The 24593-nt window shown below is 71.7% G+C and carries 23 protein-coding genes and 1 pseudogene; 6 read left to right on the forward strand and 18 right to left on the reverse strand.

Annotated elements, in window-relative coordinates; translation table 11 throughout:
- Positions 1-2: 2 nt before the first annotated feature.
- From D1369_RS18790 to D1369_RS18800, 3 genes are all read right to left on the reverse strand, one after another.
- Complete coding sequence (locus D1369_RS18790) at positions 3-1244, reverse strand: acyltransferase (RefSeq protein ID WP_007383569.1); 1242 nt, start codon at positions 1242-1244, stop codon at positions 3-5.
- Entirely contained in the window at positions 1237-2235 is a 999-nt protein-coding gene (locus tag D1369_RS18795; RefSeq protein ID WP_037903528.1) for an alpha/beta hydrolase, read from the reverse strand. Before D1369_RS18795 ends, D1369_RS18790 begins: the two co-directional genes overlap by 8 nt.
- A gap of 353 nt (positions 2236-2588) precedes the next feature.
- Positions 2589-3521: an alpha/beta hydrolase gene (locus D1369_RS18800; RefSeq protein ID WP_118082527.1), complete on the reverse strand. Its 933-nt coding sequence runs from the start codon at positions 3519-3521 to the stop codon at positions 2589-2591.
- Positions 3522-3738: 217 nt separating this feature from the next.
- Here D1369_RS18800 and D1369_RS18805 point away from each other — a divergent pair, with 217 nt between their 5' ends.
- On the forward strand, positions 3739-4365 hold the full coding sequence (locus D1369_RS18805) for a TetR/AcrR family transcriptional regulator (RefSeq protein WP_007383566.1): 627 nt from the start codon (positions 3739-3741) through the stop codon (positions 4363-4365).
- A gap of 16 nt (positions 4366-4381) precedes the next feature.
- Here the strand turns inward: D1369_RS18805 and kynU are convergent, their stop codons facing one another.
- The 10 genes from kynU to D1369_RS18855 form a co-directional block, all read right to left on the reverse strand.
- The gene (gene kynU, locus D1369_RS18810; RefSeq protein WP_007383565.1) at positions 4382-5578 is read right to left on the reverse strand and encodes a kynureninase; all 1197 of its coding nucleotides are present in this window, start codon (positions 5576-5578) and stop codon (positions 4382-4384) included.
- Complete coding sequence (locus D1369_RS18815; protein WP_007383564.1) at positions 5571-6413, reverse strand: tryptophan 2,3-dioxygenase family protein; 843 nt, start codon at positions 6411-6413, stop codon at positions 5571-5573. The genes kynU and D1369_RS18815 overlap by 8 nt, the downstream gene beginning before the upstream one ends.
- Positions 6414-6573: 160 nt before the next feature.
- Positions 6574-6987, reverse strand: coding sequence for a DUF3151 domain-containing protein (locus D1369_RS18820; protein ID WP_007383563.1), 414 nt, complete (start codon positions 6985-6987; stop codon positions 6574-6576).
- Positions 6988-7137: 150 nt separating this feature from the next.
- On the reverse strand, positions 7138-8607 hold the full coding sequence (locus D1369_RS18825; RefSeq protein WP_007383562.1) for an MFS transporter: 1470 nt from the start codon (positions 8605-8607) through the stop codon (positions 7138-7140).
- Positions 8608-8673: 66 nt separating this feature from the next.
- On the reverse strand, positions 8674-9705 hold the full coding sequence (gene fbaA / locus D1369_RS18830; RefSeq protein ID WP_007383561.1) for a class II fructose-bisphosphate aldolase: 1032 nt from the start codon (positions 9703-9705) through the stop codon (positions 8674-8676).
- Positions 9706-9844: 139 nt separating this feature from the next.
- Positions 9845-10393 carry an orotate phosphoribosyltransferase gene (pyrE, locus tag D1369_RS18835; protein ID WP_007383560.1) on the reverse strand — a complete coding sequence of 183 codons (549 nt, stop codon included), beginning with the start codon at positions 10391-10393 and terminating at the stop codon, positions 9845-9847.
- A gap of 10 nt (positions 10394-10403) precedes the next feature.
- Positions 10404-11195, reverse strand: a complete 792-nt coding sequence (locus D1369_RS18840; protein ID WP_007383559.1) for an aldose 1-epimerase — start codon at positions 11193-11195, stop codon at positions 10404-10406.
- Between the two features lie 24 nt (positions 11196-11219).
- Positions 11220-11966, reverse strand: a complete 747-nt coding sequence (locus D1369_RS18845) for an SRPBCC domain-containing protein (RefSeq protein ID WP_202477048.1) — start codon at positions 11964-11966, stop codon at positions 11220-11222.
- A gap of 81 nt (positions 11967-12047) precedes the next feature.
- The gene (locus D1369_RS18850) at positions 12048-13688 is read right to left on the reverse strand and encodes a polyamine aminopropyltransferase (RefSeq protein WP_118082528.1); all 1641 of its coding nucleotides are present in this window, start codon (positions 13686-13688) and stop codon (positions 12048-12050) included.
- 89 nt (positions 13689-13777) lie between these two features.
- Positions 13778-14302, reverse strand: a complete 525-nt coding sequence (locus tag D1369_RS18855) for a DUF2617 family protein (RefSeq protein ID WP_007383556.1) — start codon at positions 14300-14302, stop codon at positions 13778-13780.
- A gap of 863 nt (positions 14303-15165) precedes the next feature.
- Here D1369_RS18855 and D1369_RS18865 point away from each other — a divergent pair.
- Both D1369_RS18865 and D1369_RS44775 read left to right on the forward strand, forming a co-directional pair.
- Positions 15166-16356 carry a pyridoxal phosphate-dependent aminotransferase gene (locus D1369_RS18865; RefSeq protein WP_007383554.1) on the forward strand — a complete coding sequence of 397 codons (1191 nt, stop codon included), beginning with the start codon at positions 15166-15168 and terminating at the stop codon, positions 16354-16356.
- Between the two features lie 251 nt (positions 16357-16607).
- A pseudogene (locus D1369_RS44775) lies at positions 16608-16843 on the forward strand (Tn3 family transposase); the annotation flags it as partial.
- Between the two features lie 24 nt (positions 16844-16867).
- Here the strand turns inward: D1369_RS44775 and D1369_RS18880 are convergent.
- Together D1369_RS18880 and D1369_RS18885 are read right to left on the reverse strand one after the other, a co-directional pair.
- A complete protein-coding gene (locus D1369_RS18880; RefSeq protein ID WP_007383553.1) occupies positions 16868-18088 on the reverse strand; it encodes an MFS transporter in 1221 nt (406 codons plus the stop codon).
- 378 nt (positions 18089-18466) lie between these two features.
- Complete coding sequence (locus D1369_RS18885) at positions 18467-18991, reverse strand: YbjN domain-containing protein (RefSeq protein ID WP_007383552.1); 525 nt, start codon at positions 18989-18991, stop codon at positions 18467-18469.
- A 140-nt stretch (positions 18992-19131) separates the two neighbouring features.
- Between D1369_RS18885 and D1369_RS18890 the strand changes: the two genes are divergently transcribed.
- Entirely contained in the window at positions 19132-19620 is a 489-nt protein-coding gene (locus D1369_RS18890; RefSeq protein ID WP_007383551.1) for a hypothetical protein, read from the forward strand.
- A gap of 37 nt (positions 19621-19657) precedes the next feature.
- Here D1369_RS18890 and clpB read toward each other — a convergent pair whose 3' ends face one another.
- The gene (gene clpB / locus D1369_RS18895) at positions 19658-22255 is read right to left on the reverse strand and encodes an ATP-dependent chaperone ClpB (protein ID WP_007383550.1); all 2598 of its coding nucleotides are present in this window, start codon (positions 22253-22255) and stop codon (positions 19658-19660) included.
- Positions 22256-22383: 128 nt separating this feature from the next.
- Between clpB and D1369_RS18900 the strand changes: the two genes are divergently transcribed.
- Positions 22384-22797, forward strand: coding sequence for a TIGR03618 family F420-dependent PPOX class oxidoreductase (locus tag D1369_RS18900; protein WP_007383549.1), 414 nt, complete (start codon positions 22384-22386; stop codon positions 22795-22797).
- A 128-nt stretch (positions 22798-22925) separates the two neighbouring features.
- Here D1369_RS18900 and D1369_RS18905 read toward each other — a convergent pair whose 3' ends face one another.
- Complete coding sequence (locus D1369_RS18905) at positions 22926-23261, reverse strand: hypothetical protein (RefSeq protein WP_007383548.1); 336 nt, start codon at positions 23259-23261, stop codon at positions 22926-22928.
- Between the two features lies 1 nt (position 23262).
- Positions 23263-23424 (reverse strand): hypothetical protein, encoded by a 162-nt coding sequence (locus D1369_RS42995; protein ID WP_162950985.1) that lies wholly within the window; start codon positions 23422-23424, stop codon positions 23263-23265.
- A 128-nt stretch (positions 23425-23552) separates the two neighbouring features.
- Between D1369_RS42995 and D1369_RS18910 the strand changes: the two genes are divergently transcribed.
- Positions 23553-24593 (forward strand): helix-turn-helix transcriptional regulator, encoded by a 1041-nt coding sequence (locus tag D1369_RS18910; protein ID WP_237557651.1) that lies wholly within the window; start codon positions 23553-23555, stop codon positions 24591-24593.

The following is a 24593-nucleotide window of genomic DNA, read 5'->3' on the forward strand; positions in this document are numbered from 1 at the left end:
CCCTAGGCACGACGCGCCTCCTTCGCTGCCGCGGGATCGGTACGGCGGTGGACCCGGACCACGCGTGACGTGCGGCCCCCGGCACGGCGCGGCCCCTGTTCGAGGGACCGGAAGGCCGACCGGCAGACCGCCAGGACGAGGACGAACACCGGGAGCCAGGCCAGTCTGGCCGCCACCCAGTCCAGCCCGTCGGGCACGGTGTGCAGACCGGGGAGCCTGCCGAGCGCGAGGCCGGTGGCGGTGGTGGCCATCAGTGCCGTCTGGTGCCACAGGAAGATCGTCATCGCGGAGAGGTTGACCAGCGCCACCGCCGCCCAGGCCGCGGGGCGCCGCATACCGCGGCGCAAGCGGTCGCGCAGCAGCAGGGCCAGGCCGCACTGGGCCAGACCGAAGGTGACGGCGGCCAGCGTCGGCGGGTTCAGGTTGGACACCTGAGCGCCCGGCACCCCGACCATCGAGGCCGGATACCCCGCCCACCCGACGAGCACCGCGGTCGCCACCGCACCGCCCCCGAGCAAAACCCATGCCACCCGCCGCCCCTCCAGCTCACCCCGGGTCCAGGCCGCGCCCAGGGTGTACGGGACCAGCCAACCGGCCGCCAGGTTCACCCAGCCCAGCCAGTCAGGGCCGCCCAGCCCGAAGCGCACGAGGTCGACGTGCAGGACGACGGCCAGCGGCCACAACGGGTGGAGGCGCAGCAGCAGCGGGGTCGCGGCCGTCAGGGCGCCGAAGACCAGGAGGAACCACATCGGGGACAGAGCGAGTTTCACCAGGGTGCGGACCGTCTCGAACGGGGCGCCCGTGAGCAGCAGGGCCGTCGCGGCCACCGTCCACAGGGCGAGGACGGCCGCCACCGGCTTGTACAACCGCGACAGACGGCTCGTCAGCCACTGTCGGTACGTCGTCCCGCGGGCGCGTGCCGAGCTGTAGCCGCGGGTCGCCACATGACCGCCGACCAGGAAGAACACGGCCAGGGTCTGGAAGGCCCAGGAGATCGGGGCCAGCCACGGCATGTGCTGCAGCGGGCTCGCGGTGTGCAGGGTGCCTCCGTCGGCGACCAGGGCGGTCACCAGCCAGTGGCCGAGGACGACACCGAGGATCGCGAGGGCGCGCAGAGCGTCGACGGCACGGTCCCGCCCGGGAGGTGTCGCCGCGTCGGTCCGGTCGGCGGCCCGGCGTATGCCGTCCGCGCTCCGGCGTATCCCGGCGCGTACGCCGTCCCGGGTGCGGTGGGTCTCAGTCACGGGTCACCTCCGCGGTGTCTCCGAGGACGATCCGGGCGAGGTTGGTCAGGGACACCGAGCCCGGGCTGAAGTAGTCGCTGTGTCCGCCCTTACCGGCGGCGAAGACCTGGGCGCCGAAGGCTGGGGAGATCGGGTCGGTGCCGAAGCCGACGGTGACGCCGAAGAGATCGGTCCTGACGTGGGGGACCTCGCCGACCCAGTCGTCCTGGCCCCGGGCCGCCCAGATCCGGGCCGGGGTGTGCAGGGCCGCGGCGGTGTCGGCGCCGGTGCCTGGGCTGCCGATCAGGGCCAGGTCGTCGATGTCCAGGTGGGCGGCTGCTTTGGCGCAGACCACCGTGCCGTAGGAGTGGCAGACGAGGGAGACGGTGGTGGCGCGGCCGACGACGCCCTGGAGTTGGCGTATGAAAGCGCGCAGGTGGGGAGCGGCCTGGTCGGCCCTGCCCACGGTCAGGACCGTGGTGCTGACCGTGGCCGGGGTGCGGTAGCCGAGCCAGGCGACCACCGCGGTCCGGGTGCCGTGCGGAGCGGTGGCGGTGAGCTGCCGGCGCAGGGCCGACGCCGTCGCCCGGAAGCGGTCGTAGGTGTCCAGGGAGGTGTCGGAGCCGGGGACGAGGACGGCCACGTGGTCGGCGTGGGCGAGGTCGCCGAAGACCTCTGCCGCCCTTCCGGGACCCCGTCCGTCGAAGGTGAGCAGCCTGCGGGTGGGGGCGGCCAGCTCCCGGTCCGCCGCGGCGCGGTGGGTGTCGCCGTGGGCCGCGGCCGAGCGGGCGGCCTCGGCGGCGTTGGCGCTGTTGGCGGCGTAGATCTCGTCGAGGGTGGCGGCGGTGGGCCTGGGGAGAGTGGCGGGGGGCGGGGACGGGATCTCGGGGCGGGCGGCCGCGGAGAGCGGGGCCACCACCGCCACGGTGATGAGGCCGGCGAGAAGGGCCCGGCGCCACCGATGGAAGCGCCGGTGCGCGGGCTCCCCACGGTCACCCGACGGGTCACGCATGTCCCGGTCACCTGACGCGTCACGCATGTCCCGATCACCTGACGCGTCCCGCACATCCCGATCGAACAGGGTGCCACGCACGTCCCGATCGCTACGGTCGCTCGTCGGGACGTCCACCCCGTGCCGCCGCGCGTCACCGCGGCCCGCGCGCCCGCCCCTCCACCTGCTCCCGCCCCTCCCACTGCTCCCCACAGTCCCCGTCCCTTCCCCTCCACCCGGCCATCGGGCTTGTCTGGAAGGGAAGTTACGGAGCCACGGCCGTCGTCCGCGTCACGCCAGGGAGCTCTTTGGCTTCGTAGCTCTCAGGTATTACGGGTATCACCGGGCAGCGGCGCGGACCGCCGCGGCCGACGTCACCACGCCAGCTGTGCGATCTCCTCCGCCACCACCGCGCACGCGTCCGCCGCCGGGTCGATCAGGGGGAAGTGGCCGACGTCCTCCAGCAGGGTCAGGCCCACCACCTCGCCCGCCTTGGCCGCCGCGTCCGCGTACGCCTCGGCGACCGCCTCCGGGACGACCGTGTCGGTGCGGCCCTGGACGAGGGTGGTCGCGATACCGGTGGGCAGCAGCAGGGCGGGATCGGCGTACGGCACCCGCGCGGTGAACCCCTCGGCTCCGCCCAGCAGTTGACGGCACGCCCCGCCGCACACGTCCAGTTTGTCGGCGACTGTGAAGTCGGCGATCGGGGCGAGGGCGACGACCCCGCGCAGGGGCGCCGGCCGGTCGATGCGCCAGGCGGCGTCGGCCGGCAGGAGGTGCCGGGCCGCGGCCCACAGCGCGAGGTGGCCGCCCGCGGAGTGACCGGTGACCACCATGCGGCGCGGGTCGGCCTGCGGGAGGGACTCCCGCACGAGCGCGGGCAGCGCGTCCATCGCGGCGGCCACGTCGTCGAAGGTCTCGGGCCAGCGCCCGGCCACCGGCCCGGCGCCCCCCGCAGCGCCCTGTGCCGGAACGGAGACCCCGCCCCGCCGGTACTCCACGTTGGCCACCGCGAACCCCCGCCGGGCCAGGAAGTCCGCGAACGGTGTCACATGCCGCCGGTCGTACGGCGCCCGCCACGCCCCGCCGTGCAGGACGACGACCAGCGGCGCGAGACCGCCCCCGGGGGACACCGCCACCCGCGGGGCGTAGAAGTCGATCACCTGGTCGGGGTCGTCGCCGTACGCCGCGGTGGCGTCGGGGTCGACCGCCGGGTGCGAGAAGGCCGACTCCTCCTCAGCCGCGGCTCGGGCTTCGGCCGCCGCACGGGCTTCTGCGGCGGCACGGGCTACGGCGTCGTCCGGCATGCTCCAACCTCTCAGCGACGAAACGGATCTGACGGACCGTGAAAGCATCCTGGAAGAGAATTCGGCCGTTGGCCGGGACGGTATCAGGCCCATGACGTGCGCGGACACACGGATGTCACGCTCGGTGAGGGCTAAACGGTTCTGCTGTTTCGTTACGCTGACGTGTCCGTCCCCACGGATCCGCCCCGCGGATCCCGAGCGCACCGAGGAGTCCGACATGTCCGCCGAACCCGGCACCGTCCGTCCCGGAGGGCGTACCGCGCGTGTCCGTACGGCCGTGCTGCGGGCGGCCGGGGACGTGCTCGCCGAGCAGGGCTTCGACCGCCTCGACCTCGCCGAGGTCGCCCGCCGCGCGGAGGTCGGCAAGACGACCGTGTACCGGCGGTGGGGGACGGTCACCGCGCTGGTCGCCGACCTGCTCGCCGACATGGCCGAACAGTCACTGCCCCGCACCCGCACCGGCGCGGTCCGCGACGACCTGCGGGCCAACGCCCTGCTGGTCCAGCGGACGCTCGCCGATCCCCGGCAGGGCGCGCTCTTCCGCGCGGTCATCGCCGCGGCGGCCTGCGACCCGCGTACCGCCGAGGCGCTGCGGCACTTCTACGCCGTACGGATCGCCGAGTGGGCCCCGTGCGTGAGCGAGGGCGTCGCGCGCGGGGAGCTCCCCGTCGGCACGGACCCGGCGACCGTCGTACGGGCGGTCTCGGCCCCCCTCTACTACGGCCTGCTCACCACCGGCACGGCCCCCGACCCGGCCGCCGCCGAACGCGCGGCGGATGCGGCGGTCGCGGCGGCGCAGGCCGGGGTGTACGCCGCCCCGGTCACACCCGTCACCCCGACCTGACGCCACGACGAGCCGATCAGCGGACGAGTGTCTCCCCCAGCACCCGCGCCGCCCGCTCCACGTCCGCGAACCCGACGTACAGCGGCGTGAAACCGAACCGCAGCACGTCCGGGTGCCGGAAGTCGCCCACCACGCCCCGCTCGATGAGCCGCTTCATCACCGCGCCCGCGTCCTCGCAGCGCAGCGCGACCTGGCTGCCCCGCTCCCCGTGCGCCAGGGGGGTCACGCACTCGACGCGCCCCTCCTCGACGTACGACGACACGCACTCCAGGAAGAAGTCCGTCAGGGCCAGCGACTTGGCGCGCACCGCCTCGACCGACACCCCGTCCCAGACCTCCAGCGCCGCCTCCAGGGCGAGCATGGAGAGGATGTCGGGCGTGCCGACGCGGCCCCGCAGCGCGCCCGGCGCCGGTTCGTAGGACGGCCGCATCCCGAAGGGCTCCACATGGGAGTTCCACCCAGGCAGCGGGGAGTCGAAGCGGTCCTGGAGCTCGCGGCGCACATAGAGGTACGCCGGTGAACCGGGGCCGCCGTTCAGGTACTTGTAGGTGCAGCCGACCGCGAGGTCGACGCCGTGCGCGTCGAGACCGACCGGCAGGGCGCCCGCGCTGTGGCACAGGTCCCAGACGGCGAGCGCGCCCGCCGCGTGCACGGCGGCCGTGAGACCGGGCAGGTCGTGCAGGCGCCCGGTGCGGTAGTCGACGTGGTTGAGCAGGACGGCCGCGGTACGTCCGCTCAGCACGCCCGGCACCTCGGCCGGAGTCACCGCCCGCAGGGTGCAGCCCGTCATCCGGGCCGCGGACTCGGCGATGTACCCGTCCGTGGGGAAGGTGGTGGCGTCGACGACCACCTCGTCACGGCCGGAGGCCGGACCACCCGCGAGCCGCACCGCCCCCACAAGTGCCTTGAAGACGTTGACACTTGTCGAGTCGCCGACCACGATCTGCCCGGCCGCCGCGCCGACCAGCGGAGCGATCAGGTCACCGATCCGCTCCGGCGCGGTCCACCAGCCGCTCTCCTCCCAGGACCGGATCCTGAGCTGCCCCCACTGACGGCGTACGACGTCCTCGACGCGCCCCGGGACGGCGGCCGGGAGCGCGCCCAGCGAGTTCCCGTCGAGGTACACCACGTCATCGAGCACGAACCGGGAGCGCACGCCGGCCAGTTCGTCGGCCGCGTCCAACTTCTCCGCGCGCAAAGTCAGTTCAGACATGGGACCGCGCCGTCCACAGCTCCGGGAACACGTTGTTCCGCGCGCGCTTCTCCAGCCAGGCCACCCCGGCGGAGCCACCGGTGCCGGCCTTGGAGCCCATCGCACGGCGGGTGGCGACGAGATGGTCGTTGCGCCAGCGCCACACCAGCTCGGCGACATCCGTCAACGCCTCGCCCAGGCGGGCCAGTTCGTCGTTCTCGGGGCCGGAGTAGAGGGCCGTCCAGGCGGCCTCGACCTCCTCCGACGGCTCGTACCGGCGCGACACGTCCCGTTCCAGGACAGCGGAGGGGATCGCGTGCCCGCGCCGCGCCAGCAGCCCCAGTACCTCGTCGTACAGGCTCGGCTCGTGCAGCGCCTTCTCCAGTTCGGCGTGGACGCGGGGCGCGCCCCGGTGCGGCACGAGCATGGACGCGGACTTGTCGCCGAGCAGGAACTCCATGCGGCGGTACATCGCCGACTGGAAGCCGGAGCCCTCGCCGAGCGCCGAGCGGTAGGAGTTGAACTGCGCGGGCGTCAGCTGGCCGAGCGGCTTCCAGGAGGCGGTCAGCGCCTCCAGCTCCCGTACGGAACGCTTCAGCGCGGCGACGGCCGTGGGCACGTCGTCGGAGCGCAGCGCGGCCGCCGCGGTCTCCCACTCGTGCACGATGACCGTGAACCACAGCTCCATGACCTGGGTCGTGACCAGGAAGACCATCTCTCCGGGATCGTCGGAGAGGGTGTGCTGGAGGTGGGTGAGCACGTCCGCCTTGACGTAGTCCTCGTACGGCGTCGTGCCTTGGAAGTCGAGATGCGGGGTCTCCGGCTCCTGCGGTTCCTGAGCCTCTTGGGACGACATCGCTGTCTCCTGGTGTGTACTCCGGGTAGCGGTCCGCCCTGCCGTTACCGACACGGGGCCCCGGTCCCCGCCGGGCATCCTCTTCCATGCTCCCCGGAAATGGCAAGGCCCGCCTGGTCACACAGGCGGGCCCGGAAAGCGGTGACGGATCGGCTCAGGCTCAGCCCAGCGTCTCGGCGGCCGTGAGCGAGGAGTCCTTCAGGAACTGCGTGCAGCGCTCGTACTCCGTCTGCTCGCCGATGGCTCCGGCGGCGCGGGCGAGGCCGTGCAGGGCACGCAGGAAGCCGCGGTTCGGCTCGTGCTCCCACGGGACCGGCCCGTGGCCCTTCCAGCCGTTGCGGCGCAGCGAGTCGAGGCCGCGGTGGTAGCCCGTACGGGCATAGGCGTACGACTCCACGACGCTGCCCCGCTCGAAGGCCTCGTCGGCCAGCTGGGCCCAGGCCAGCGAGGAGGTCGGGTACTTCGCGGCGACATCCGCGGGCGCGGTGCCGTTCGCCAGGAGCTCACGCGGCTCCGGGTCGTCGGGGAGGTGGGTCGGGGGCGGGCCCCCGAGAAGGTTCTCGTGAATGGACATGGGTCCAGTCTCCCTCGCCTGGGGCATGGTTTCGTCTGCGGGCCGGTGGGGGCCGGTCGCGCCCCGCGGTGGAGCCGCTGATGTCACAGCCCCGCGCCCCTGGGTGGGTGCGGTGAAGCCCTGTCGAGCCACAACGCACCCACAGCCGGCCTACGACAGCCGCCCCCGCGTGCGCTCACCCTCCAGCGGCGGTGCCATGACCGCCCCGTGCGTACGGCACTCCGGCCGACGGCACCCCGGCGGCAGCGACCGCACCGTCGCGAAGGCCACCGCGGACCCCACCACCAGCACCCCCGCACACACCGTCATCGCCCGCCCGAAGGCGTCGTCGAAGGCCCCCGGGGACCGGTACGCCTCCTCCCCCATCCCCGCGACCAGCGGCAGCGCCGCCACCGCGATGAGGCCCGCCGCCCGGGCCGCCGCGTTGTTGATCCCGCTCGCCAGACCGGCCCGAGAGGCGTCCACCGAGCCCAGCACGGTCGCCGTCAGCGGGGCGACCAGCGTGACCATGCCGGTGCCGAGCACGAGCAGCGCGGGCAGCACGTCGGCCGGGTAGGAGGCGCCCGGGCCGACCCTGAGCATCAGCAGCATCCCCGCCGCGCACAGCAGCGGGCCGACGGTGAGCGGGATGCGCGGTCCGATGCGGTCGGCGAGGGCGCCCGAGCGGGCGGAGAACAGCAGCATCAGGGCGGTCGTCGGCAGCAGTGCCGTACCGGCCTGGAGGGCCGACCAGCCGACCACCACCTGGAGCTGGAGCGCGGCCAGGAAGAAGAACCCGCCGAAGGCCGCGTACACGCACAGGGTCACCAGGTTGACCGCGGTGAACTGCCGGGACGCGAAGATCCCGAGCGGCATCATCGGATCGGGCCGCCGCTTCTCCACGGCGACGAAGGCCACCCCGGCGGCCACACCCGCGAGCGCCGTGACGACGACCACCAGGGACCCGGAACGCGCCTCGATCAGCGCGTATGTCACCAGCGCGAGCGCCAGCGCGCCGAGGACCGCGCCGAGCACGTCGAAGCGCCCGTGGTCGGCGCGCCCGTCCGCGGACTCGGGAACGTGCCGTACGGCGATCGGCGCGCACAGCAGTGCCAGCGGGACGTTGAGCAGGAACACCCAGCGCCAGCCGGGACCGTCCACCAGCCAGCCGCCCACGAAGGGCCCGACGGCCGCCCCGATGCCGCCGAAGCCGGACCACAGGCCGACGGCCCGGCCCCGGTCGTCGGGATGGAAGGAGGCCTGGATCAGGGCCAGGGACCCGGGTGTGAGCAGGGCGCCGCCGACTCCCTGGAGGGCTCGGGCGGCGACGAGGACACCGGCGTTCGGGGCGAGGCCGCACAGCAGAGAGGCGGCCGCGAACCACACCACGCCGACCACGAAGACCTTGCGGCGGCCGTACCGGTCCCCGAGGGAGCCGCCGAGCAGGATCAGCCCGGCCAGCGTCAGCATGTACGCGTTGACCGTCCACTGCAGGGCGGCGAGCTCGGCGTCCAGGTCGCGGCCGATGCGCGGCAGCGCGACGTTGACGACGGTCGAGTCCAGCAGCGCCATGCTGGAGCCGAGGACGGTGGTGAGCAGGATCCACTTGCCTTGCGGCGAGGCCAGCCGGACATCGGGCATGCCCCAGGTATACAGCGAGCCCGGTGCCGTAGCACCGGGCTCACCGCGATCAGCCGTGAAAGGGCCTTACTTGATCTTCGTACCCGCCGAGCGCAGGTTCTGCGTGGCCTCGACGACGCGGGCGGCCATCGAGGCCTCCGCGAGCTTGCCCCAGGTACGCGGGTCGTAGGTCTTCTTGGAGCCGACCTCGCCGTCGACCTTCAGGACGCCGTCGTAGTTGCGGAACATGTGGTCGGCGACCGGACGCGTGAAGGCGTACTGCGTGTCGGTGTCGATGTTCATCTTGACCACGCCGTTCTCCAGCGCGGTGCGGATCTCCTCCTCCGAGGAGCCGGAGCCGCCGTGGAAGACGAAGTCGAACGGCTGGGACCCGGCCGGCTTGCCGAACTTGGCGGCCACGCCGTCGTTCAGCTCCTTCAGCAGGTCGGGGCGGAGCACGACGTTGCCCGGCTTGTACACACCGTGGACGTTGCCGAAGGAGGCGGCCAGCAGGTAGCGGCCCTTCTCGCCCAGGCCCAGCGCCTCGGCCGTACGGATGGCGTCGTCGACCGTGGTGTAGAGGGAGTCGTTGATCTCGTGCGAGACGCCGTCCTCCTCACCGCCGGTCGGGGTGATCTCGACCTCAAGGATGATCTTGGCGGCGCGGGCGCGCTCCAGGAGCTCCTGGGCGATGGAGAGGTTGTCGGCGAGGGTCTCGGCCGAACCGTCCCACATGTGCGACTGGAACAGCGGGTTGCCGCCGGCCTTCACACGCTCCTCGGACACGGCGAGCAGCGGGCGTACGTACCCGTCGAGCTTGTCCTTGGGGCAGTGGTCGGTGTGCAGGGCGACGGTGACCGGGTACTTCTCGGCGACGATGTGCGCGAACTCGGCGAGGGCCACGGAACCCGTGACCATCTCCTTGCTGTACTGGCCGCCCAGGAACTCGGCACCACCGGTCGAGATCTGGATGATGCCGTCGCTCTCGGCCTCCGCGAAGCCGCGCAGCGCAGCGTGCAGGGTCTGGGTCGAGGTCACGTTGATGGCCGGGTAGGCGAACTTGCCTGCCTTCGCCCGGTCGAGCATCTCGTTGTAGACCTCGGGGGTTGCGATCGGCATGTGTCCGCTCCTTGTATCTGCGGGTTGGCGTACTGCGTGCTTACGGCCCTGACCTAGACCTTGTGTGGGGGTTCGACGTCATCGTCGGCCCCATCTTTCCAGACTTGGCCGGATGGTCCATCCCGCGGTCGGTCCGTGGTCAGTCCAGGCCCAGCTCGTCCTTCGAGTAGGCGAAGCGGTACGGCACGCCCGCGCCCTGTTCGATCTTCTCGGCGGCGCCCGTCGCGCGGTCGACGATCGTCGCGACCGCGACGACCTCGGCGCCCGCCTCGCGCACCGCCGCCACCGCTTCGAGCGGGGAGCCTCCGGTGGTGGAGGTGTCCTCGACGACCACGACCCGGCGGCCCGCGATGTCGGGGCCCTCCACGCGCCGCTGCATGCCGTGCGCCTTGGCCGCCTTGCGGACGACGAAGGCGTCCAGGCGCTTCCCGCGCGCGGCGGCCGCGTGCAGCATGGCGCCGGCGACCGGGTCGGCACCCATGGTCAGGCCGCCGACCGCGTCGAACTCCAGGTCCGCGGTCAGGTCCAGGAGCACCTGCCCGACCAGCGGGGCCGCCTCGCCGTCGAGCGTGACGCGGCGCAGGTCGACGTAGTAGTCGGCCTCCAGCCCCGATGAGAGGGTCACCTTGCCGTGCACCACGGCCTTGTCCTTGATCTGCTGCAGCAGCTCGCCGCGTACGTCCGTCATGCCTGTCAGCTTAGAGGCGGCGCCAGCTCCAGGTCGTCGAGGCCTCCAACGGCTCCAGGGGTGTGACCAGGCGCGGCACCGTGTTCAGGCCGTTGGGCGGCCCGGTCTGCGGCTCCACGCAGACGGCGGCCTCCTGCTCGTCGTACACCACGACCCATTCCTCGCGGCTGGCGACCTTCAGCTCCAGCTGCCCGGGCCAGGTGAGCGTGACGTCGACGCCGTCGGGCATGCCGAAGCAGTCGTCCCAGGGGCCCGGCCTCGGCTCGACGCGGTTGCCGGTCGGCAGGTGGTCGTCGCCCCGCTCCTCCTGCCAGGCGGCGGCGAAGTCGAGCCGGACGGGCTCGCCGCCGTCGAGGGTGCGGTGGAACCAGGGGTGCCAGCCGATCTGGGCCGGGAAGGAGGAGTCGTACGTCTCCACGGACATGGTGAGCGTCAGGGCGTCCGGGGTGAGCGCCGCGATCTGGGTGATGCGGCCCGGGTAGGGCCAGGGCGCCACGAGGTCGTACGTGAGGACCGCTTCGTCGGTGGTCGTGCGGGCGATGTTCCAGGCGCCGTCGCGGGCCGTGCCGTGGATGGCGTGCGGCGGGGAGTTGAGCGGCATCTGGTGGACGTCGGCGCCGTCACGGAACCGTCCGTCCCGGATGCGCCCGCACCAGGGGACCATCGGGAAGCAGCCGAAACGGTCGCCCTGGCGCAGGAGTTGGACGCCTGCGACCCGAAGTCCCCCGACCCGTCCGCCGTTTGCCGGCTGCAAGGTCACTTCCGCGTCGCCCGCGGTCAGTGTGATGTCTTCTTGGCTCACGGGACGACCCTACTCAACGGCTCCTCAACGGCGTTTCCTCAGCGCCCTTCCGACCACGATCGCCGATGCCAGGACCACTGCCGCCGCCGGCGCCGCCCAGCGGAGGGTCGCGCTCGACGTCACCGTCTGGGGCGCTGGGACGGGGGCGTAGCGGCCTCGCGGGGGCGCGTGGTCGACCTCCTCCGCGCTGCGGCCGATCATGGTGCGGCGGGCGTGGGCCGCCTCGGCCGGGGGGCCGACGGGTTCCGTGAAGTCGTCGACGAGGGGTGCCGGGGGCTCCTCGGCAGCCTCCACGACCTCCGGTGTCCGCGGCTGCGGCTGCTCCTGCTGTTCCGGCTGCTCGGGTTCCTCCTGCGCCTCGCCCAGCGCCTCCGCGAAACGGTTCAGCAGGCGTACGACGGCGGAGCCCACGGCGTCCGGCGGGAGCTCGGTGACACGGCCGTCCGCCGTGGCCGTGCCGCCGAAGGTCACGGTCGTGCCGCCGTCCGTGTCGCGCAGGCGGAGAGTGAGGGCGACTTTGACCGAACCGCTTCCGCGGGTCTCGGTGGCGTCCCCCTCGACGGCGTAGGAACCGTCCTCCCGGGCGGAGACGTGGACCGCTCCCCGGTAGGTGATGGAGTGGCTGCCGACCCGCACCTTCAGGCGCCCGGCGACGGGGTCCGCACCGGCGTCCTGCTGGAGCCCGGGAACCGCCCGGGCCACCCTGACGGGATCCCCCAGGGTCTGCCTCAGCCGCTCGACCGGAACCGGAACGAACACCTCATGCTCCATGGTTGCCGAGCCTACCCAGGGCCGACGGTCATGCACCCCCGTTGGTGGAAAGTGACGCGCTGTTCCGCCCGGGGGCGCGGATCAGTAGCGCGGATGCACCAACGTCGAGGCCTCCAGACCCCCGACCCGGGTCGCCTCCGCCGCCCGTTGATCGGCCCGCAGGGACCGCTGCGTCAGGGTCGCCGGCCGCGGCCCCCGGGGGTCAAGGCCGAGCACCGGGCGGTCTTGCCGCGAGGCCAGCACGAAGCCCCAGTCGTGGGGGGCACGGGCCGCTCCGGCCGTGCGCCCGGGACCCGCGGCGGAACCGGGGCCGCGGCCTTCGACGCGGTAGGGCGTGGTGCGCAGCCCCGCCGCGCGCAGGGTCGCGTCCACCGTCCAGAAGACACGGGGGCGGGGGGAGACCGGCCCCGCGTGCACGACGAGACGGCCGTCGGGAGCCAGGACGCGGCGGACGAGGCCGTAGAACTCCTCCGAGTACAGCTTGGCGCTCGCGGTGATGCCGGGGGCGGGCAGGTCGGCGATCACCACGTCGTACGACGGCACGGGCGCCGGCCTCCGCAGTCGGCGGAACGCGTCCTGCGTGCTCACGTGGACGCGCGCGTCGCCGTACACGTGACCGTTGAGCCGGGACAGCGCCGGGTCGCGGCGGGCCAGGTCGACCACCGGGGGGTCGAGCGCCACGATGTCGACCCGCCGCACACCCCGGTGTCTGAGCACCTCGCGGACGGCGAGTCCGTCGCCACCGCCGAGGACGAGCACGCGCGCGTGGGGGCCGTCCATCGCCGGGTGGACGAGGGCCTCGTGGTAGCGGTCCTCGTCACGGCCGCTGACCCTGAGGCTGCCGTCGACGTACAGGTCGAGGGGGCGGCCGTCGGTGCCGCCGGTGAGGGCGACCTCCCGGACGCCGGTCTGCAGGGCGACGCGCACGTCCTCGCCGTAGACCGCCTCCCGCGCGGCCCGCTCGAAGTCGTCGACGAGGACGGTGGCGGTGGCGAGGACGCCGAGCACGGCGAGGTTGGCGACCAGCAGCAGCCAGCGGGCCCGGGGGGTCAGGTCGCGGCGGAACAGACCGAGGACCAGGGCGCCGCCCGCGATCGCGTTGACCGCGCCGGTGAGCATCGCGCCGGTCAACTGGCCCAGCAGGGGCAGCAGCAGGAACGGGAAGGCCAGACCGCCGACCAGTGCGCCGACGTAGTCCGCGGCGAACAGGTCGGCCACCGCGCCGCCCGCGTCCTGGCGGCGGATGCGCTGGATCAGCTCCATCAGCAGGGGGACCTCGGCGCCGATGAGCAGACCGATGGCGAGCGAGAAGGCGACCAGGAGCCAGCGCGGACCGCTCGCCCACAGCCCGCCCCAGTCGCCGGTCCACGCGAAGAGGGCGTACAGCGCCATCGCGCTGCACCCGCCGACCAGTGCCAGCAGCGCCTCCAGGGCCCCGAAGGCCATGGCCGCGTGCCGGCGCAGCCGCTTGGCCGCCAGCGAGCCGATGCCCATCGCGAAGACCATGACGGACAGCACCACGGACGCCTGGGTGACCGAGTCGCCGGTCAAGTACGAGGCCAGAGCGACCAGTTCGAGCTCGTACACCAGTCCGCAGGCCGCGCAGACGAAGACACAGGCGAGGACCAGGAACCTGCCGGTGGCAGGGCGGACCGGCAGCCGCGGGGGCCCGACCCAGGGCGGCGGAGCGCCGGGCGGGGCGGGGGCGTGCGACTCGATCACGGTGCGACGTTACGTCACGGGTACGGCACGCTTCGTCACCCACACGTGTGAAACTGGGAGTGAACCGGGAGAACAGGGGTTTCTGCGGCTCAGCCCGACGTCCCCACCGGGACCCGGACCCCGACGCGCGTCCGCGTGGCCACCAACTGCCCGTCCTGCGGATACGCGTGCCAGGTCCGCCAGTACACCTGCCCCTCGTACCACTGTGCCAGCAGCGCCGTGAACGCGTGCGGGCTGCCGGGAAAGACCCCGGCGAGGCCGTGCGGATGGTCGGACACCAGCGCGAGCAACTCCTGTGCCCGGCCCGCGAACTGACCCGGTGACAGCACCTCGACGCGCGCGGCGAACTCGTACTCCCAGTCCCCCACCCGCTTGGCCACGCCCAGCGGCAGCGGCGTACTGCTGCCGGCGATGCACGCCACCGTCTCCGAACACATGCCCCGGTCCTCCTCCAGGAGCACTTGGTGGGATGCGCCGAGGAGTCTCAACTGAAGCTTCGCCCCGCCGATTTCGAGGTCGCGCGTGGCGAGGGCGGGCAGCGGCTCACGCCCCAGGGCCCAGGCGAGGTCGGTCGCGCGCGTGTCGGTGTACGAGGTGTTCAGGGTCGTGAGCATGGATCGGCTCCGCTAGCACGCAAAGAAAGGGTGGTGTGGGGTTCCGGCGCACCCGGGCGACTGTGGGGGGATCGGCCCGGTCAGCCCAGTCGGTAGGTCAGGACGTGTCCTTGTCCGCAGGACGTCCGAGGGGCTGCGTTGGTGAGGTAGAGGGAATCATGAACGGCGATGCCGCCACAGTGTTTTTACCCAACTTCGTGCGGTTTCCATCCCTGGGTGGGCTCCCCAGCTCATCTGTTCAACCACGGCGCGCGCCACGGCGGCCGGAGCGTGCGCCGGAGCACCGGAGTGAAGATGCGACAAGCGGGGGCGTGCGGCCCCGACCCAGGTCCGGACGCACGCCCCCGCGTTCCCCCGTGCTCGGATGCGGTTCCCCCTGCTGGAGCTCAGCTGCCCCGTGTCAGCTGCCTCCCCCGCATCCGCCCCCGCCGCCGCAGGACGACCCGCCACCACAGGACGACCCACCGCCGCAGGAGTGCCCGCCACCGCAGGAGTGCCCACCGTGGTGCCCTCCGCCGTGGCCCCCGCTGTGACCCCCGGAGCTTCCGCCCGACGACCCGCACGAGGAGCCGGCACCCGTCGAGCCTCCGGCCCACCAGCTGTCCCGGTGCGCCCGGGACCGGCCCCCGCGGGGCTCCTTGACCAGCTTGACGCGCTGCTTCTTGTTCGCGGCGGACACGAGAGACCCGACGAACAGGACCGCGAACACCGCCAGGATGATGCCGATGACCATGGCGCCACCCTCCTTCCATTACCCCCCGAAGCGACCCCCCGTGGGCGCCTCGCCGGTTGCGTGAGCTGGAGATGCCCTTCCGTCTCACGCCCCAAAGCAGAGTTGAGGAACTCCAGAGCTTGGGCGCAGGATGACCTGCATGACCTCCAGCGCGCGCCCCCTGCTCAACCGCCGTCTCGCCGAGTTCGGGACGACGATCTTCGCCGAGATGTCCGCCCTGGCCCTGCGGACCGGTTCGATCAACCTGGGGCAGGGCTTCCCCGACACGGACGGCCCCGAGGAGGTCAGGGAGGCGGCCGTGCGGGCGCTGCGCGACGGACGCGGCAACCAGTACCCGCCGGGCCCGGGCGTACCCGAGCTGCGCACCGCGGTCGCCGCGCACCAGGAGCGCCGCTACGGCCTGTCCTACGACCCCGACACCGAGGTCCTGGTCACGGCGGGCGCCACGGAGGCGATCGCCGCCGCCCTGCTGGCGCTCGTGGAGCCGGGTGACGAGGTCGTCGCGTTGGAGCCGTACTACGACTCCTACGCGGCCTGCATCGCGATGGCGGGCGGGACCAGGGTCCCGGTCACCCTGCGGCCCCATGAGGGAAGCTTCCGCCTGGACCTCGACGAACTGCGCGCCGCGGTCACCGACCGGACCCGCCTCCTGCTCATCAACACCCCGCACAACCCCACCGGCACGGTCCTCACCCGCGCGGAGCTGACGGCGATCGCCGAACTGGCCGTGGAGCGGGACCTGCTGGTGGTCACGGACGAGGTGTACGAGCACCTGGTCTTCGACGAGGCCGAGCACCTGCCCCTGGCGACCTTCCCGGGGATGCGGGAGCGCACGGTCACGATCGGCTCCGCCGGCAAGACCTTCTCCTTCACCGGCTGGAAGGTCGGCTGGATCACGGCCGCACCCGCCCTGGTCTCGGCGGTCCGCTCGGCGAAGCAGTTCCTGACGTACGTCTCCTCCGGCCCCTTCCAGTACGCGGTCGCCGAGGCCCTCGCCCTCCCCGACAGCTACTTCGCGGCCTTCCGCGAGGACATGCGGGCCAAGCGGGACCTGCTGTCGGCGGGCCTGGCCGAGGCGGGCTTCGAGGTCTTCCGGCCCGCCGGCACCTACTTCGTCACCACCGACATCCGCCCCCTCGGCGAGAGCGACGGCTTCGCCTTCTGCCGCGCCCTGCCCGAACGCGCGGGCGTCGTCGCCATCCCGAACGCGGTCTTCTACGACCATCGGGAGGCGGGGGCGCCGTTCGTGCGGTTCGCGTTCTGCAAGCGGACCGATGTCCTGGACGAGGCTGTGGCCCGCCTCAAGAGGCTCGCCGTCTGAGAGCGCGCCGGACGACCACCGTGGAGGGAGTACCTCCCCAAGCTGGGTCAGGGTCGGGCTTGATGCGGGCGGTTGCCCGCCACGAGACGATCGCTCGGAGATCGTGGCCGCCTTGTGGGCGCCCGCTGCGAAGTAGCAACGCGGTCGAGCCGTACGGCGTAGGCCGCTGGGCCGCCCCGCTCGACGGCCCGGTGGATCGGGTCACGGCGGGCGACGAGGCGCTCGACCATCTCAACGCTGCGAAGCTGCGCCAGGATGGCCGGCACGCGCTCGCGCGGAAGATCTTCCACGGCCGGGCCGGGCAGCTCTACCACTCGTGCTGTTCAACACCCGCTACATGGACGCCGCAGTGAACCCGCTGCGCGCCGACGGCTTCGGCGTCCGCGACCAGGGCGTCGCCCGCCTCTCCCCGTTCGTCCGCCACCGCATCGACGTGCTGGGCCGGTACTCCTTCCAGTTCCCCGACCTGCCCGGCGGCCTGCGGCCCTCCGCTCGCACCGTCGTGGGAACTCTATGCGTCGGCCTCCTGGACGCGGACGGCTCGGGCGCGGACCACGAAGGGCCGGGAGAAGACGGTGATGGCGATGGAGACGGCGGCCACAAAGGTGATGACTGCGCCAGAAGTGAAGTGCTGGGCAATGCCGCCGGCGATCGCGGCTCCGATACCTTGCCACGTCATCCGGCCGGCGGACTCAACTCCCTGGACCTGGCCACGGACCGGATCAGGGGTCAACTCCAGAAGCTGCTCCTGAAGCGGCAGGGTGGCAGCGAAGCCGGCACTGGCGATGAACACCGCGGCTGTCGCCACCAGCACGGGCGGGTGGACAGCGAACAGCAGGTAGGGGGCGGCGAGCAGCAGGCGCAGGGCGAATGCGTAGCGGCGCCGCTGCTCGGCAGTGAACAGCCGCCCGACCGCAAGGTCACCGAAGAGCATGCCTGCCGATCCGGCGGCCAGGAAGACGCCGGCGTGATGAGGGGCGTAGGAGATGAACAGGGCCTCGCAGCCAACGATCAGACCGTTGGGGACCCACAGGTTCAGCAGCAGCGCGCGCCGGCCGGAGTGGGAGAAAAGCTCGGTGTTCGTCGTCCAGGTCTGGCGCAGTCCAGGGCGACGGGTCAGACGGATCGAACGTTCCCGGACCGTCACTGCCACAATGATCAATCCACCGCCGGTCAGGGCTGTCGCGACGGCGAAGACCTCCTGCGGGCTCAGGAACCGCAGCAGTACGGCGCCGATGGCGTAGCCGAGGATGGCCATGCCTCCCGAGGTGATGTTCATCAGCGAACGGGCCAGTGCGTAGGTGGAGGTCGGCACCACCTCGGCGAGCAGCCCCATCCGTGCCCCCGTTCCCAGGGACTGGAAGAACCCCAGTACGAGGAGCAGACCGAACCGGGCGGCGAGCGGCAGCCCTGGAACCGCCTGTGCCGCGACACCTGCGAGCGAGACGCACTGGAGCGCGACGAGGGTCCGGCGGGGACGGCTTCCGTCCGCGACCGACATCAGTGTCAGCGCACCGAGTACGGTCGCGAAGGTGGCGCCGTACATGCTCACAGCGGTCAGGAACGGGGACTTGGTCTGCTGGTTGACCAGCGTGCCGAGTGCGAAGCCCGACAGGGTGCTCGCGGCGACCGACAGTGTGAAGCCGGCGTACAGGCCGACGAATTCACGGTTGCGGAGCAGGTCACGGTAGGTGGTGGGAGGAGTGCCGTAGGGAGATGTGTCAGAAGGCATGAAAAAAGCCTTCGCGCGCACCCAACTCGGGGCGCCGAAGGCCGACTGTCGGATTATAGCAAGCACCCCAGTCCCCACCACGGCTCGACCGGGCCCGGCACGCGTACGGCGGCAAGCCCCGGCTGCACCGCGTCAGGGCGGCCCGCGAACGGATCCGGGAGGAGCTGCGCCGGCGGAGCAACGTGGAAAAGTTACCCACAGGCTGTGGACGGGAGCAGCGCTCACCCCGCAGGGGCTGCCATCCCCTGCGCTGGTGCCGAAGGCGACAGCCCGGCCCCGGCACGCGGCCGTGGTGGCCCGTGCCCTGGCCGGGCTGTCGTTCGCCTACGGCGCGTATCCGGTCGTGATCGCCGATACGCGCCTGCAGCGGGAGGACGCCTACTCGTCGTCCTCGGGCTTCTCGGCGTCGTTGACGTCCTCCTCGAGGCCGAGCTGTTCGACGAGCCACTTGTCGAACTCGATGGCGGCGCGCACCCAGCTGACGGTCGAGGAGACGAAGTGCTCCAGGCTGACGCCGGTGCCGATGAGCATCTGCGCCTCACCGATCAGACGGACGGTGCCGTCGTCATGGGTGTGGCTGTAGACCTTGGGCCACAGGGTGCGCCGGTTCCAGTCGTCGATGGACTCCAGCAGCGCGGGCTTCTCGTCGATCTGGTGGGGCCGGTCGTAGAACGTCCGCACCGAGAAGACCTGCTGGTCACCCTCACCGCGGAACATGAAATACGTACGGAACTGCTCCCACGGCGCCGCGAGGTCTCCCTCGTCGTCGACGACATACTTCAGCTCCATCTGGTCGAGGAGCTGCTTCACAAGATCCTGATCCGGGACGACGGGGCCCGCCGGTCCTTGCTGCGGCTCGGGCTGGCCCCCGAAGTTCGGAATCGAGGACGGGTCGATGGTCACCGTGAATTTCCCTTCGTACGGATCCTGCCATCCTCCCCCATGCGGGGAGGGGGGTGGCAAGCCCAGACGGACCCTGTCCTCCCAGGGCTGACATGATCCGGTCAGCCACGTAGACCACGTGCCGAGGAAACGGGGATGACATGACGCTGACGCCGACCGAAACGGTGACGGAACAGGGCGGGTCGGGCAGGACCAGATGGGGGGTCTTCCTGGCGATCCTGGCCGTGCCGACACTGGTGGTGGCGGCCCTGATCGCGCTGCTGATCGCCTGGTTCTTCACGGACGACTCGGTCGCCTCGGACGTGAAGAAGACCTCGTGCGCCGAGGCCCTGGCCTTCGGCGGGGTGAAGCTGCCGGAGGGGGCGTACGACGCCTGGTGCGGGCTCGACGCCGGGCCTGAACCCCGCTACACAGCCCGCTTCCGGATGCCGCGCGGCGAGATCGACTCCTGGGTGGCGGCCGGCTTCCCACAGGGGCCGGAACTGCGGACCACGCAGTGCGGCGACGCCCAGGTCGACGCGTGTCTGAACGCGGGCCCGGTCGCGGGAGAGCGGGCATCCGTGCAGATCGACATCACCCACGAAAGCCGCAAGTGGTCCGAGGTGCGGTTCGTGGCGTTCACCCCGTGAGAGGCGGCGGGGGCCGTCACGGCCCCCGCCGCACCCCTCAGAGCGTCTTGCCGGTCGCCGGACCCACGATCAGCCCGTCACCGAAGGCGTCCACCCGGACCGTGTCGCCGTCCTTGACCTCGCCGGACAGGATCTCCTTGGCGAGTCGGTCGCCGATCGCGGTCTGCACGAGGCGGCGCAGCGGGCGGGCGCCGTAGGCCGGGTCCATGCCCTCGACGGCGAGCCAGTCCAGGGCCGCGTCGGTGACCTCCAGGGTGAGCCGGCGCTCGGCGAGCCGCTTCGCGAGCCGGTCGATCTGGAGCCGCGCGATCCGGCCGAGCTCGTCCTTGGTGAGGGCCGAGAAGACGACCAGGTCGTCGAGCCGGTTGAGGAACTCCGGCTTGAAAGAGGCCCGTACGACCTCCAGGACCTGTTCCTTCTTCTCCGTCTCGCTGGTGATCGGGTCGACCAGGAACTGGCTGCCCAGGTTGGACGTCAGCACCAGGATCGCGTTGCGGAAGTCGACCGTGCGGCCCTGACCGTCCGTCAGGCGGCCGTCGTCCAGCACCTGGAGCAGGATGTCGAAGACCTCAGGGTGCGCCTTCTCCACCTCGTCGAGCAGCACCACGCTGTACGGCCGCCTGCGGACGGCTTCCGTCAACTGGCCGCCCTCCTCGTAGCCGACGTAGCCGGGAGGCGCGCCGACGAGCCGGGAGACGGTGTGCTTCTCGCCGTACTCGCTCATGTCGATGCGGACCATCGCCCGCTCGTCGTCGAAGAGGAAGTCGGCGAGCGCCTTGGCGAGTTCGGTCTTGCCGACGCCGGTGGGACCCAGGAAGAGGAAGGAGCCGGTGGGCCGGTCGGGGTCGGCGATGCCGGCCCGAGTGCGCCGTACGGCGTCGGAGACGGCCCGCACGGCCTCTCCCTGGCCGATGAGCCGCTTGCCCAGCTCCTCCTCCATGCGCAGGAGTTTCTGGGTCTCGCCCTCCAGGAGACGCCCTGCCGGGATGCCGGTCCAGGCGGCCACGGTGTCGGCGATGTCGTCGGCGCCGACCTCCTCCTTGACCATGGTGTCCTTGGAGACCTCCTCCTCGGCCTCGGAGGCGGCCTCCAAGTCCCGTTCCAGGGTGGGGATCTCGCCGTAGAGCAGCTTGCTGGCGGTGTCGAAGTCGCCGTCGCGCTGGGCGCGTTCGGCCTGGCCGCGCAACTCGTCCAGCTTCTCCTTCAGTTCACCGACCCGGTTGAGGGACTGCTTCTCCTTCTCCCAGCGGGCGGTCAGGCCCCGCAGCTCCTCCTCCTTGTCGGCGAGGTCGCGGCGCAGCCGCTCCAGGCGCTCGCGGGAGGCCGGGTCGGTCTCCTTGACCAGGGCGAGCTCCTCCATCTTCAACCGGTCGACTCCGCGCTGGAGTTCGTCGATCTCCAGGGGCGAGGAGTCGATCTCCATACGGAGGCGTGAGGCCGCCTCGTCGACGAGGTCGATGGCCTTGTCGGGCAGGAAGCGGGAGGTGATGTACCGGTCGGAGAGGGCCGCCGCGGCCACCAGCGCGCTGTCGGCGATCTGGACCTTGTGGTGGGCCTCGTAGCGCCCCTTGAGCCCGCGCAGGATGGCGATGGTGTCCTCGACCGTCGGCTCGGCGACCAGCACCTGCTGGAAGCGCCGCTCCAGGGCGGGGTCCTTCTCGATCCGCTCCCGGTACTCGTCGAGGGTCGTCGCCCCCACCATCCGCAGCTCACCGCGGGCCAGCATGGGCTTGAGCATGTTGCCGGCGTCCATGGAGGAGTCCCCGCCGGCGCCCGCGCCCACGACCGTGTGCAGCTCGTCGATGAAGGTGATGATCTGCCCGTCGGAGTCCCTGATCTCGGCGAGGACGGTCTTCAGCCGCTCCTCGAACTCACCGCGGTACTTGGCGCCGGCCACCATGGCACTCAGGTCGAGCGACACGAGCCGCTTGTCCTTGAGCGACTCGGGCACGTCCCCCTTGACGATCCGCTGGGCGAGCCCCTCGACGACGGCGGTCTTGCCGACGCCGGGCTCGCCGATGAGGACGGGGTTGTTCTTCGTACGGCGGCTCAGCACCTGCACGACCCGGCGGATCTCCTGGTCGCGGCCGATGACGGGGTCGAGCTTGCCGTCGCGTGCGGCGGCGGTGAAGTCGGTCCCGAACTTCTCCAGGGCCTTGTACTGCCCCTCGGGGTCGGCGGTGGTCACCCTGCGCCCTCCTCTGGCCTTCTGGAAGGCGTCGATCAGCTTCTTCGGGGTGGCGCCCTGCCCGGTCAGCACCTCGGCGGCCGGGCCGCCCTTGGCGGCGATGCCGACGAGCAGGTGCTCGGTGGAGAGGTACTCGTCGCCGAGGTCCTTGGCGCGGGACTGCGCGTCGGCGATGACGGCGAGCAGGTCGCGGTTGGGCTGCGGCGGCGCGACGGTGGACCCGGCCACGCTGGGCAGCGAGCCGAGCGCCTTCTCGGCCCCGGCCCGCACGGCGGCCTGGTCGGCGTCGACGGCGGCGAGCAGATCGACGATGTTCTCGTTGTCCTGCCCCTGGAGCAGCGCGAGGAGCAGGTGGGCGGGGGTGAGGTCCGGATGTCCCTCGGTCACGGCCCGGTTGCCGGCCGCGTTGATCGCGTCCCGGCTCCGGTTGGTCAGCTCGGCATCCACGTGTCCGTACTCCTCCTTCGGTGTCAGCTCCTGTACCGACTCCTGTGCTGACTCATTCAGCGTACATAAAGTTGAGTCTATTCCACTCAAGGCAGTCCGCGGGAGGAATGAGGGACTAGCTTCCCGGCATGACCTCCTACGCCCAGGATCCGGGTGCCCCGGACCCGTCGTTCCTCAGCTTCTGGCGCGAACGGCATCTGTGCACGCTGACGACACCCCGCCCGGACGGGAGCCCGCACGTGGTGCCCGTCGGGGTGACCTACGACCCGGAGGCCGGTCTCGCCCGGGTGATCACGAGCCGGACCAGCGCGAAGGCACGGCACGTGCTGGCGGCCGGGGAGGACGGGGCCGCGGTGGCGGTGTGCCAGGTGGCGGGGCGGCGGTGGGCGACGCTGGAAGGGCGGGCGCGCGTGCGCACCGAGCCGGAGCGGGTGGCGGAGGCGGTGCGCCGGTACGCCGAGCGCTATGAGCGGACGCCGGCACCGAACCCGCTGCGGGTGGTCATCGAGATCTCGCTCACGGGAGCGATGGGGCATTTCTGAGCCACGGCCCGATCGGCCGATACCCCGAAATGTCGCCCAAAACTGCAGCGGCGTCACCGTGTTCAGGTCACGGTGACGCCGCTGCGGGGGGAAGCACCTGAGCGATCTGTTACGACGGGGGAATCGCGTCAGGCACTGCGGGGGGTGGCTGAGATGGTCCGCGGGGTGGGGGTTTCCGGTTCCACCAGCCGATGGTCTCGTTGGTCCAGGTTCACAAAGATCATTCCGTACCGGACGGCACACCGAACGGGCTGCGGCGCCCCCCGAGGCCGCCGCAGACACCGGTACGCCCGTACGTCCTCGTCCTCGTCGCGCGTGACCACCACCGGTTCACCGAAGACGGTCACCATCAACGAGTCACCGGAGTGGGGGATCGCGGTGACGAGGTCGATGAAGTGCCAGCCGGAGCGGTAGGCGGTGGCCATTTCTCTGCGGAAGGAGCGGTCGTCGGGTGGAGTAGTCATGTCAGTCCCAGACCGTGTCCGCCGGGAATGCCTGCGCCTCGTCACCGGCGACCACGGTTTGCGCGGTCTCGGTGGCACCCACTCCATGAACGTCGCTCTTCGCACCGGAGAGGCCGGCGAACGCGCCGAGCGCCACAACGGTGGAGAAGGCGGCGACAAGCACCGAGCGAAGCATTCTGTTACGCATAGTCGGCTTCGTCCTCACTTGAAGGTCCCCTTTTCCCCCGTCGAGTAAGACGATGGCTCATTCGGGCACGTCATGGCCACACGAACGGTGCATCATGTTCCTGCATGTTCAGGACCCTGGGGGGTGGAAATTTGGTATCGAATGGGACAAAGGTGACACATCCCCATGCGGTGACCGAGTTGTGTGAGGAAGGTGGCCGTCTTTACGCCAACGCTCTGCGGACAGGACGCGTCTCCCGCGCGGACGTGGAGTCGGTTCCCTGTCTGCTGGAGTTCGCCCTTCTGCACCCCGACCCGGACGACGCGAACTGGATGCTTCCGGTTCCGCCGTCGGTCGCGCTCGCCCAGCGCCTCAACCCGCTGGAGCACGAGATCACCGAGCGCAGACGCATGTCGATCGAATTGGCCGACGCTTTCGAGCCGTTCATGGCGCTGAGCGCCCAGCAGGTGGCACCGGCGCACTCGATCACGGTCCTGGAGGGGCTCGACCGGATCAACACGGCACTCGACCTGGCGACGTCCCAGTGTCAGTCCGAGGTGCTCACGGTCCAGCCGAGCCGGGGCCAGCGTCCCGAGAACCGGCTGATCGAAGGGCTGGAACGCGACCGGACCCTCATCGAGCGGGGCGTCCGGATCCGGACCCTCTACCAGCACGTCGCCCGGTACAGCCCCGAGCGGCTGGCCTACATGGAGCAGTTCGCCGACGGCAAGGTGGAGTACCGCACCATCGACGAGCTGGTGGAGCGGCTCATCATCTGCGACGAGACGGTGGCCTTCATCCCGGTCCGGGACGACCGGCAGGTCGCCCTGGAACTGCGGCACCCGGGCCTGGTCGGCTACCTGGTCAAGGTCTTCGAGTTCATGTGGAGCCGGGCGGTCCCGCTCAGTGCCGGAGCTCCCTACGAGACCGCGCCGGACGGGATCACGGACATCCAGCACTCCATCGCCAAGCTCCTCGTCGAGGGGCACGTCGACGAGGCGATCGCCCGCCGCCTGGGCATGAACGTACGCACCTGCCGCGCCCACATCGCCAAGCTGGCGACCGTCCTGGGCAGCGGGAGCCGCGCTCAACTCGGCTTCCTCATCGCACAGTCGGGCCTCCTCGACCAGGGCAAGCCGGCCTCGGAGGGGGACGGCCGCCCGTGA

Source organism: Streptomyces sp. CC0208 (assembly GCF_003443735.1).
In the GTDB taxonomy this organism is placed as follows: domain Bacteria; phylum Actinomycetota; class Actinomycetes; order Streptomycetales; family Streptomycetaceae; genus Streptomyces; species Streptomyces sviceus.